This is a genomic window from Rhizorhabdus sp. (genome assembly GCF_018006725.1).
Classification (GTDB): Bacteria; Pseudomonadota; Alphaproteobacteria; order Sphingomonadales; family Sphingomonadaceae; genus Rhizorhabdus.
In genome coordinates this window covers 1-9,220 of the sequence record NZ_JAGMXV010000184.1, presented here as the reverse complement: position 1 = coordinate 9,220, position 9,220 = coordinate 1, and the positions used below count along the sequence as shown (strand labels likewise).

Sequence of the window (9,220 nt, the reverse complement as noted above, 5' to 3'; positions counted from 1 at the left end):
GCTTGGCCTCCAGCGCGACGAGACGCAGGGCGATCGTCTCGATGCTCGACCAGACCGCAGCCAGCGGCGATTTCGGCCGCGGTGCCTCTGGGGCCGCCTTGGCGAAAACTGGCCGGCGCTCGGTCAGGCCGTCACCAGGAGCGATTCGACCCGGGCGCGCGCGGCCGCGGCATCGGCATCTTCCTCGAGCGGCGGCCCACCGCCAGGGCCGATCGGCGCCGCCGGCTCCGGCTGCTGGCCCACCATCTCGAGCGTCGTCATGTTGCCCTCGATGATGTACTTGGCGGACCCCTCGGCATCCATCGGGCCGATGTCCTCGATCTCGCGCCATTCCTCGGCGTTGATGACGCCGTTGCGGCGCATGACCTGGAGGCCATCCTGGCGCGCCTTGAAGTCGCCGCGCAGCATGCCCTTGAGGTCCAGCTTGACGAAATAGTAGCCGCGGTTGCCGCCGAACAGCTTGCGGTTGGCCTCTTCCTCGAAGCGGACAGCCCAGGGCGCCAAGGCATCCTGAACCACTTCGATGGACTGGTTCTCGATGTTGGAGAACGTCGCCCGGAGAAGGTGCTGGACCTTGTGCGGCGGCACTCCGAACCATCGGCAGATCTGCTCGACCTGGAACTGCAGGGTGTCGATGAACTGCGCTTCGTCGGGGTCGACGCCAACCTTCGTCCACTTCTTCCCGCCGTCGAGGAAGGCGGTCTTGTTGCCCTTCTTCGGGCCCTTGTAGAGCTGCTCGAATTCAGCGCGCATCCGCTTCAGCGCGTTAGGATCAGCCTTGCCGGGCAACTCGACCACACCGGCCGGGTGCATGCCCTCGCCGAAAAAGGCGGCGCCGAAAAGCTCCGCAGCCTTGGCCCAGCCGATGGTGTCGGCCGCCAACTCGATGACGGAAACGCCGACCGGCCCGTCGCCGAAACCGCGGATATGGAACATATCGGCGGGATCGAGATCGATCTTGCCGGATGCGCCGTTGTTGACCTCGTAGAAGACGACGCCGGTTTCGAGATCGCGACGGACCTCGACGCGCGAGGGATGGATGGGGTGTAGGGCGATCACACGCCCAGCGTAATCGCGCTCGATCTCGGCGTAACCGTTGCCCCAGAGCAGGGCCCAGGTGATCAGTGTTTCGCGGAACTGGAAGGCGCCGTATTCGTCCGATGCCTCCCAGCCCAGCACCCAGGCAACGTTATGATTCGGCCTCCGCTCGCTGCCATCACGGGTCATCTGCATGACGCGCACCGGCAGCTGCGCGATGGACTGAGAGAGGTAGCGGACACAGGCCCAGACCGCGGCGGATTTCAGCGCGGTATCGGGGGTGACGACGACGCCGGCCGTTGTTCGCGGCGAATAGGGGTGGCGGGTGTAGGGGTCGTCGTTCTCGCGGGTGCGCTGCAGATTGAAGACGCTCAGGAGACGGTCGAGGATGGTCATCCTAGTCTCCCTGCAGGTCCTGCCAGTCGTGGAATGCCGCCAAATGCTTGGCGTGCTCGGGGTGGCCAGGATCGGCGAGGATTGCCGGGCTCCAGGCGTCTGCGGCGATGCCGTCGGGCGTGTCGCCGCGGCCGAAAGCCTCGTTGTAGGCGGCCTCGTCGTCGTAGATTGATCCGCCGCGCGGCTCCGGATTCCGCATCATCCCGAACGCACAGTTGAACATCGCCATGGCGGGATCGATCTTGGCGTCGCCGGCAGTCTGCTTCGTCGCACGGATCGCGGTCGCCGTTGGCTCGATCTTCAGATTGCCGACACACCAGGCGCCCAGGGCGGCCCCGCAATGCCTCATCGTGCCGTTCGCGAGTTTCCGCTCGCAGGTCTTGATCGAGTTCATCAGGGCAAAGCCCTGAGGCACGCCGAGCAGTAGCCCGCTCTCCAACGTGACACCGATCTGAGCCAGGGCCTCGACCATTTCGCCGAGGCCGGCGGGGTCGACGCAGACCGAGCCGAGCAGGCCGGCCGCCATGACGCGCTCGATCAGCGCCACGATGTCGGTGATGTCGCCGAGCTCGTCGGAGACGATGATCAGTTCTTTGGCCTTCTCGAAATCGCGGAGCTTCGAGACGATCTTCGGCCGGCGGTCCAGCACGATCTCATGGCACCAGGCCCGCAGCCAGACCAACCACTTTCGGGTATCGCGGTGCCGGCCCATGACGGCGACGCCGTAGAGATCATCCAGGCCGCCGCCGTCGAGGCCGACGACGATGACGTCGCAGGCTTCGAGAAGGTAGTCGAGCGTGATGTCCGGATCGGCTTGGCGAGTCCAGAATTCGGCGCCTGGCCAGCGGTTGCCGCGCAGCCCCATGCCGATTTCGACGTTGAGATGTTTGGCCAGGAAACCGGCCCGGCTCGATCCGCCGGCCCGATCCGCCTCGACAAACTTGCGTTCGATGTATTCCTCGTCGACGGAGGCGCCGAGGTTCGGGTTCGTGATGTACCAAGTCGAGCGATCCCGCCACGCCTCGGCGTCGAGCATTTTCCTCGGATATTCGTAGAGGATGCCGAGGCTGCGGGGGTCCTTGATCTCGCCGTCCCGCACAGCGCGGAAATAGTCCAGCTTCTGCTTGAAGACGCCGTCCGGCGCCTCGTCCGATTGCGTCGTCGCGTAGATGACAAAACCTTCAGGCCGCGACGCCAGGCCGCCGGTCACCTCGCGGAACATGTCCTCTGCGCCAGCCCGCTTGCCGAACAGCCACAACTCGTCGATGAAGATGCCGGAAGCCTTTTTGCCGCCGACCGTCTCGTTGTCCGCGGCGATGACCTTCAGGGTCGAATTCGTGCGGAGATCGGTGATCGTGCGAAAGCTCGGCTGGACCCTCAGAAACCCGCCGGATTCGACCCACATCTCGGGATCGGCACGCACCATGTCAGCGGCGGGCCCGAACGAGTTGTTCGCAATCTCGATCGTGGGGGCGACGATCAGAAACTCGGCGGAATCGCGCCAGTTCTGCGTCAGCGCCGTCAGCATGATCGAGGCCGCGGTACCCGATTTCCAGTTCTTCTTGCTGACCAGCAGCATGTATTCGGAGATCAGCCGGCGGCCGGTCTCGGTGTCGTAGGACCCGAACAGCGTCCGGGGCAGGTCGAAAACCCAGGGCCGGCAGACCTCGCCGATGGCCGGGCGGCCCGCCATGTCGACGATCTTGAGATCGCGATAGACGCGCATCGCGGAATCGGCGGCGTCCGGGAACAGTGGATCAAATGGCACGAGCGATCGACGATCGACGATCCGCTTTTCCCAATCCAGACACGCCGTCGACCAGGTCGGCTTAGTCATTGCTCACGGCGAGCTGTGGTTTCGATCCGGGCGGCGGTGGCGGCGCGAACTTCGATGACACGGACCTCTTGCCGCCCTTGCCGTCGTCTGCCTTCTTTTCGGCCAACTTCGGCGCTTGGAATGGCATCAGCGCGATGGCCAGGCGGATCTTGTCGGCCGTGTCGGCGTTCGGATCGTTGATGACGCTCATCGCGAATTCGATCGACGACGAGAACTGATTGGGCGCCTTGGCTTCACGCGATTCAGGTGCCGGCGCCTCAGTGACCGGCTTCTTTGCGGCCATCACAGGCGCCTTCCGCTTGGGCCGGCGCTCGCCCTTGGTGTCCTTCGGCGACCGATCTTCTTTCCGCTTGGAGCGCGCGCCCTTGGGGCGACCAGCACCAGGCCTGAAGCCGCCGCGAGCCATTGGAATTCCTCTATTTTTTGAAATTCGTCCCAGGCGACCCGGAATCAAAGCCGGGAGGCGGAAAAATCAAAGAGGGTCGCACATTGCGTCCGTGAGGCCGGTGCGGAAAAATGCGGCCGGCCGCCCAAGGAATTGACCCCGCCCCCCCCTTACGCGGCCCGCGGGAACAGGTTCATCTGCCCGGCGGCGCGGGTGGCGCCCTTCGAGATGTTGCAGGCTCGGCATGCGCACTGGGTGTTCTCGTAGGTGTGCGGGCCGCCCTGGGATAAGGGGATCCTATGATCCAGCTCGGGCGCGCGATCATCTATCGTCCCGAGCAGGCGCCGCGGTGTCTTCTCGCCGCATATTTGGCACTTCCAACCATCTCGATCGAAGACCTTTAGGCGGTTGACCGGCTCGTACGGCACGCCAGCAGCCCTGGCGCGCTTCCGATGATTCTTTCCGGCGTCGCGCTTTCCGGCGGCCCTGGCGTCTCGCCTCTCTTGTTTCCTCAGGCATGAGGCTGAACAGAAAGCGCGTCGTCGATCTCCGTACTTAGGAGCGAAAACCAAACCGCAGCACTTGCACGCCCGTGGCGATCTGTCCCTGGCGTCGCCTAACTGTGCTTTCTCTCTGCTCCGCCGCCGTGCGCGTAGCGTACGACATTGATCAGAACAGAGCATCTGTCCGCCTCTCTCCTGAATGAATGCGCATCCGCATTCCTGGCAGGCTACGGGCGGGCGGTCGCCCTTGGCTCGCGATCTCCTATTGCGCTCAGTCTCGCGAGCAGCGGTAAGCGCAGCCTTTCTTTCAGCATCCGTTAAATCCATCCCGGCGCACCGTCTCGAGCAGTAGCTCATTGGGTGGCCGCGCCATCTCGGAAATGTGCTGCCGCAGCCGGCGCACTGATCCTCCAGGTGATGGCTGCCGGCGACGTATTCGCCTCGGCGATAGCTATCCCGTAGCGCCGCTAGGCGCGCAGCCCTTCGCGCTGACTGGCCCTTCCTGTCCCCGGAGCGCCGACGCGCGGGCTCCGAATCTGCAGCAGGGCACAGGGCCATTGAGACCTCGATGTCAGTAGCGCGCCGCCATCCGCTTCCCCCTGGCCGCCGCCGTCTTCCTGGTATGGCAAGCCCCGCAGCGCAGCATGATGTTCCTGGGGTCCAGCGGCGCGCCGCCATCCCTCAACTCGACGATGTGATCACCAAAGATCCGGCCGCCTCTGCCGCGGTCAGGCTTGCTGCAGTCCGGATCCTCGCAGCACCGCCCACGCTGGGCGATGATATCGGCCATCAGAGCGCGCCAGGCCGTCGACGAGTAGAACGGGTCCGGCATCTTGGCCGGGGGCGGCGCGGTCCGGTACTCGGCCGCTTTGATCGCGAGGGGGGCGGCCTTGATGCGTGCCATCGACCCCTCCGAACGCAAAACGCCCGCCTCGGAGACCGGGCGGGCGCAATACTTCAACCTGACTATCGGAAATTGCACCAGATTTAGGCGGGTGTCAACAGGTGGCGCAATATGGGTAGACGTTGCGATGCGCTGCGGTGCGGCGTGAAGAGTTGCGGCGTGAAGCGGTGAGGAGCGACGCGGAGTTTATGCTTTTGATCCATACGGCGGCAGGTCGAACGCGACCGCTGCCACCGCCAGAGCAATCGACTTCGGGATCTCGGTCTTGCCGGACTCCCATTGCTGCAAGCCTCGGCGCGAACAGCCGATCATCTCGGCAGCCTTGGCTTGCGAAAGCTTCATACGGCGCCGCCAGTTCTTCAGTTCTTCGGGGGTCATGGCGGCTTCCGTGGTGGACGTTGCGTTGCGCTGCGGGGAGTAGCGAGGTGGTGTGGTGCGACGTGACGCGCGGCGTTGCGATGAAAGGTGCAGCGGAGAGTTGAGTTGCGACAAGTTGCGTCGAAACTACTTCTTCGAGAACATCTCCAAAATGTTCTGCGGCGGTATCGGCGTCACCGGATCGGCAACGGCCGCGATCGTCCTGGCCTTGTTGCCGTCGGCGATGAGGGCAATGGCCCCGAGCATGGACCGATAGGCCACGACCCGGCGCGTCTCGCCCTCGGAAAGGCTGTTGGTATTGATCCGCTCCAGGCGGCGGCCGCCACGCTTGGCGGCATTCTTCACCCGGCGGATCGCCGCCAGCCCGATCTCTGGCGCATCAGCCGACGGCATCCGCTTAATGCCGACGTTACGGACGCACTCGAACAGGCAGCCGAGTTCCTTCTCGGCCCGCTCACGGGCCGCCTCCATCAGGTGGCGATGCCTGTCCTGGATATCCCGGCCGACGGCGGCAGAGGCGGTCGAATAGGTCAGGACACCGCCGATTGATACCTGCGCCAGCATCGCCGTGAGGCGGTCGACGATGGCGGCGTTCTCGGGGTTCGTGGTCAGGATCATGGCGGGCCTGCTGTAGACGTTGCGACGAGTTGCGACGAGTTGCGGAGCGGAGCGCTGCGCAGCGGTGCGAGGTGCTGCAGAGCGTATTGCTGCGTTGCGACGCGGAGTGCAGCGAAGCTAATTCCAGCTGATCTTCTTCACCTCGAACCGGCCGTAATACCCACCGGACTGCGGCCGGAAGCGCCCGATGCCGACGAAGGCGCCGGCCTGCCGCAGATGCTCCTCGAACACGTCGGGCGTGATCTCGTCGGCCAGGACATGGAACTGCACGTCGGCAGACCAGGAATCGATGCGGGGGAAATTGCGCCAGACCCGCTTGCCCGAACCACGGACGCCATCGGCATTCGCATAGATCCGGTCGCAAGCGACATCATCCTTAGTCAGCGGCAGCCCGGCCGGCTCCATCACAAGGACGCCGGACAGGAAGAACTTCGTATATGTGCTTTTTCCTTTCCCGGGGATCTGGCGGCCCAGCATCTTCGCCGCGGTATCGACCGCCATCTTGAACGCCATCGGCGGAATGTAGACCTTGCCGTCGGCGAGCGTGTGGCACTTGTGCCGCCACGTCCGATCCTCGTAGGCATCCTTCGTCTCGCGGGGAAGCGCCTCGACCTCGCGGTCATAGGACCGGGATTGCGAATAGGGGGCGGTCGAAGCGAGGGTGGCGGTGGCGATTTTCATCTTGGGCCTCTGGTTGTCGGGAACAGGGCGTTGAGTAGAGGGGTGTGGCGAAGGGGCGCGAAGTGTTGCGGAGCGTTGCGCTGCGCTGTAAAGCGTGGCTGGTCGATGCCTCAAACCTAAGCGCATCAATGCGCGGAATCAAGTCCTACAAGTGAATAAATGCGCATTCGTCACGCCGCCACCGGATCAGTCCGCGGGATCTTGAGGACATCCGCCACCGCATCCAGCCCATCCCGGATCGCAGCCCAGCCGATATCCCAGAACGTGCCGCGCTCGGTCCAGCCGTTGAGCAGCCTGGGCGGCATGACGCCATCGGCCACCACGCTTTCGACGAGCGAAGCAGCCAGCCGCCCGTTGGGCACGCCCCGCATCTTGGCGAGCACCGCCGTCATCTCGGCGTCCAGGTCCGCCCAGCGTTGCGGGTTGTCATCGGCCAGCCGGGACGGAAGCCGACCGCCAACCGCCGGGGCATCGCGTCGCGGGGCATCCACCAACATCGCCCACTGCCTCCATTTCCGCTCCAGGTCCTGGCCGGCGCGGTGCTGGCGCTCGGTGATCCGGCCAGCCAGACGCATCTGGCCCAGCGGAACGCCGGCCGACTGGTGCCGCACGTTATCAACGCCGACCAACTCGGCCCGCCGCGCCAGGAATTCCTTGGTCATGGCGTCGCCCTCCTTGCGCTGCACCAGCTTGCCGCAGGCGTGGCGTTCACCGGCACCCTTGCCGCGCCCGCCCTTTTTCCCGCCCTTACGATGCTTGCCCATCGGCAAATCCCCCAATGTGGTGGTGATGATCACTTCGTATCGCCGGCCGCAGCCGGCAAGTCCTGAAAGATGTCGTGACCAGCCTCATACAGGGCGCGCTCCGGTATCATCTCGGCAGGCGGCGCCGAAAGCCTGGGCCAGATCGACGTATGTGGCACCCGCATCCATTCCCATTCGCCGGGCGGGGTCGGCTTCCATATCCCGCCATGCTCGGCGTAATGAGTGGGGGATTCGAACGGTCCTTTGTTCGAGCGCCACCACTGATCGTCCATAGACCACCAGATGATCGTCGGGCAGCAGTCGCCGACATCGACGAGATAGTTGGCGCCCAGCTCCCGTGGCGGCTCACCGGCCATGAAGGCGAAGCCGCACCGGGCGAGATGGTCGAGAACTTGTTGCTTGGTGTCGGTCATGGTCGCCTCCATCATTCTTCGTCCAGGGCGCGCGGCGGCAAGATGCCGACACGCCGCTCACCCGTGGCCCACTGCGCAGCCGCCCAGCACTCTTCCCTGCGCTCCCGTTCGATGCGATCGGCTTCCCACACGGAGGGCACCGTGAGCGCCTTCCTGGCGACCAAGACGAGAAACAGGACTGGCGCAGCGACAGCTATGAAAGTCGCAATAGCGATAACGGCAGCGCTCATCGCCCATCATCCCGCACCAGCGCCGACAGCCGGGCGACCTCGGCACGGAGCTTGACGACTTCGTCCTGAAGGGGATTCACCAGCGGCTCAAACGTGCAGCCAACCGGCCGACCGCCACGCGATGACACGACCGCATTGACGCGGGGCAGTCTCTGCCCATAGCGGCACTCCGGAAGCCCAGGCCCACGAACGGCGACATCCAGTCGCCGGGACCAGCCCTCATCACGGATGCCGACAATCACGACGTCATCGGGCAGCGCCATGGCCTGGGCCAGCAGTTCATAGGTCACCGCGAAGATGCCGCCGCCATGCTCGTCGTCGGTCTTCGTTTCATCGATCGCGGGCATCTGCATTCTCCTTCTTCATGTCCTGCGCTTCAGTCAGCGCGATAGCCATCCTCGCCGCATCCATCGCCTTCTCGCGGCGGGCCATCTGGCCTTTGCGTTCGTCGCGCCATTTATCCCAGCGAACCTCTTGGGCAACGCAATGGGATTCGCGACGAGCCACGCTCTCTTCGGTTTCCTCGCCGTGCTCAACCCCTAGCAACAGCCCTATCCAGTTCGGCGATCCGAACTCGCGAGGCGGCGGCGGCTCCATCCGTACCGGCCCCGGCAGATCCACCCACGCCGCCGGATCGATCCGCTTGGCGAGCGCGGTGATGGGGTCGTCGCCCGCAGCCCTCTCGGCCTCCCTGTCGCTAACGTCAATGGCATAGGCAATGTGCCTGGCCCAGCCGAGGCTAATAGGAGCATCACGAGGCGTTGCCTCTTGAATCGCCTCCGCGCGCCGAGCGATGGTTGACTTGTTGCGGGCCTGCTCTGTCACGTCACGCACCCTCCATGAGAATTCGTTCCATCGGGTCGAGCGACCTTGGATCCACGGTCTTATCCCACCACCAGCACGGCCGCACCGGCTCACCGGTATCGACGAGAAAGACCGCCCCAAGCGGGTCGTAGTATCTGAACTCGCCTATCGGCCCCGGCCGCATGAACGGGAACGGCCGGCGCGGGCTTAGGCGCCGCTGCCTGAACAAGCCCATGGCGTCCCACGCCGCCGCGACGCGATCCCACACG

At 64.8% G+C, this 9,220-nt stretch carries 14 protein-coding genes; all 14 read right to left on the bottom strand.

Annotated features, from left to right (window positions below; all coding sequences use genetic code 11):
* Nucleotides 1-123: 123 nt before the first annotated feature.
* Nucleotides 124-1,434 (bottom strand): phage portal protein, encoded by a 1,311-nt coding sequence (locus tag KAY22_RS20265; RefSeq protein WP_296625068.1) that lies wholly within the window; start codon nucleotides 1,432-1,434, stop codon nucleotides 124-126.
* A 1-nt stretch (nucleotide 1,435) separates the two neighbouring features.
* On the bottom strand, nucleotides 1,436-3,127 hold the full coding sequence (locus KAY22_RS20260; protein WP_296625067.1) for a terminase TerL endonuclease subunit: 1,692 nt from the start codon (nucleotides 3,125-3,127) through the stop codon (nucleotides 1,436-1,438).
* 136 nt (nucleotides 3,128-3,263) lie between these two features.
* Nucleotides 3,264-3,554, bottom strand: coding sequence for a hypothetical protein (locus tag KAY22_RS20255; RefSeq protein ID WP_296625066.1), 291 nt, complete (start codon nucleotides 3,552-3,554; stop codon nucleotides 3,264-3,266).
* Nucleotides 3,555-3,826: 272 nt separating this feature from the next.
* Nucleotides 3,827-4,339, bottom strand: a complete 513-nt coding sequence (locus tag KAY22_RS27985; RefSeq protein WP_366514118.1) for an HNH endonuclease signature motif containing protein — start codon at nucleotides 4,337-4,339, stop codon at nucleotides 3,827-3,829.
* Between the two features lie 391 nt (nucleotides 4,340-4,730).
* On the bottom strand, nucleotides 4,731-5,063 hold the full coding sequence (locus tag KAY22_RS20250) for an HNH endonuclease signature motif containing protein (RefSeq protein ID WP_296625065.1): 333 nt from the start codon (nucleotides 5,061-5,063) through the stop codon (nucleotides 4,731-4,733).
* Between the two features lie 186 nt (nucleotides 5,064-5,249).
* A complete protein-coding gene (locus KAY22_RS20245) occupies nucleotides 5,250-5,441 on the bottom strand; it encodes a helix-turn-helix transcriptional regulator (protein WP_296625064.1) in 192 nt (63 codons plus the stop codon).
* Between the two features lie 126 nt (nucleotides 5,442-5,567).
* Nucleotides 5,568-6,059, bottom strand: coding sequence for a hypothetical protein (locus KAY22_RS20240; RefSeq protein WP_296625063.1), 492 nt, complete (start codon nucleotides 6,057-6,059; stop codon nucleotides 5,568-5,570).
* Between the two features lie 117 nt (nucleotides 6,060-6,176).
* On the bottom strand, nucleotides 6,177-6,740 hold the full coding sequence (locus tag KAY22_RS20235; protein WP_296625062.1) for a hypothetical protein: 564 nt from the start codon (nucleotides 6,738-6,740) through the stop codon (nucleotides 6,177-6,179).
* A 170-nt stretch (nucleotides 6,741-6,910) separates the two neighbouring features.
* On the bottom strand, nucleotides 6,911-7,537 hold the full coding sequence (locus KAY22_RS20230; protein WP_296625061.1) for a hypothetical protein: 627 nt from the start codon (nucleotides 7,535-7,537) through the stop codon (nucleotides 6,911-6,913).
* Nucleotides 7,534-7,917 (bottom strand): hypothetical protein, encoded by a 384-nt coding sequence (locus KAY22_RS20225; RefSeq protein ID WP_296625060.1) that lies wholly within the window; start codon nucleotides 7,915-7,917, stop codon nucleotides 7,534-7,536. Before KAY22_RS20225 ends, KAY22_RS20230 begins: the two co-directional genes overlap by 4 nt.
* An 11-nt stretch (nucleotides 7,918-7,928) precedes the next feature.
* On the bottom strand, nucleotides 7,929-8,147 hold the full coding sequence (locus tag KAY22_RS20220) for a hypothetical protein (RefSeq protein ID WP_296625059.1): 219 nt from the start codon (nucleotides 8,145-8,147) through the stop codon (nucleotides 7,929-7,931).
* Nucleotides 8,144-8,494: a hypothetical protein gene (locus KAY22_RS20215; RefSeq protein ID WP_296625058.1), complete on the bottom strand. Its 351-nt coding sequence runs from the start codon at nucleotides 8,492-8,494 to the stop codon at nucleotides 8,144-8,146. The genes KAY22_RS20220 and KAY22_RS20215 overlap by 4 nt, the downstream gene beginning before the upstream one ends.
* Nucleotides 8,478-8,972: a hypothetical protein gene (locus KAY22_RS20210; RefSeq protein ID WP_296625057.1), complete on the bottom strand. Its 495-nt coding sequence runs from the start codon at nucleotides 8,970-8,972 to the stop codon at nucleotides 8,478-8,480. Before KAY22_RS20210 ends, KAY22_RS20215 begins: the two co-directional genes overlap by 17 nt.
* A gap of 1 nt (nucleotide 8,973) precedes the next feature.
* A partial coding sequence (locus KAY22_RS20205) for a hypothetical protein (RefSeq protein ID WP_296625056.1) occupies nucleotides 8,974-9,220 on the bottom strand: 247 nt, incomplete at its 5' end.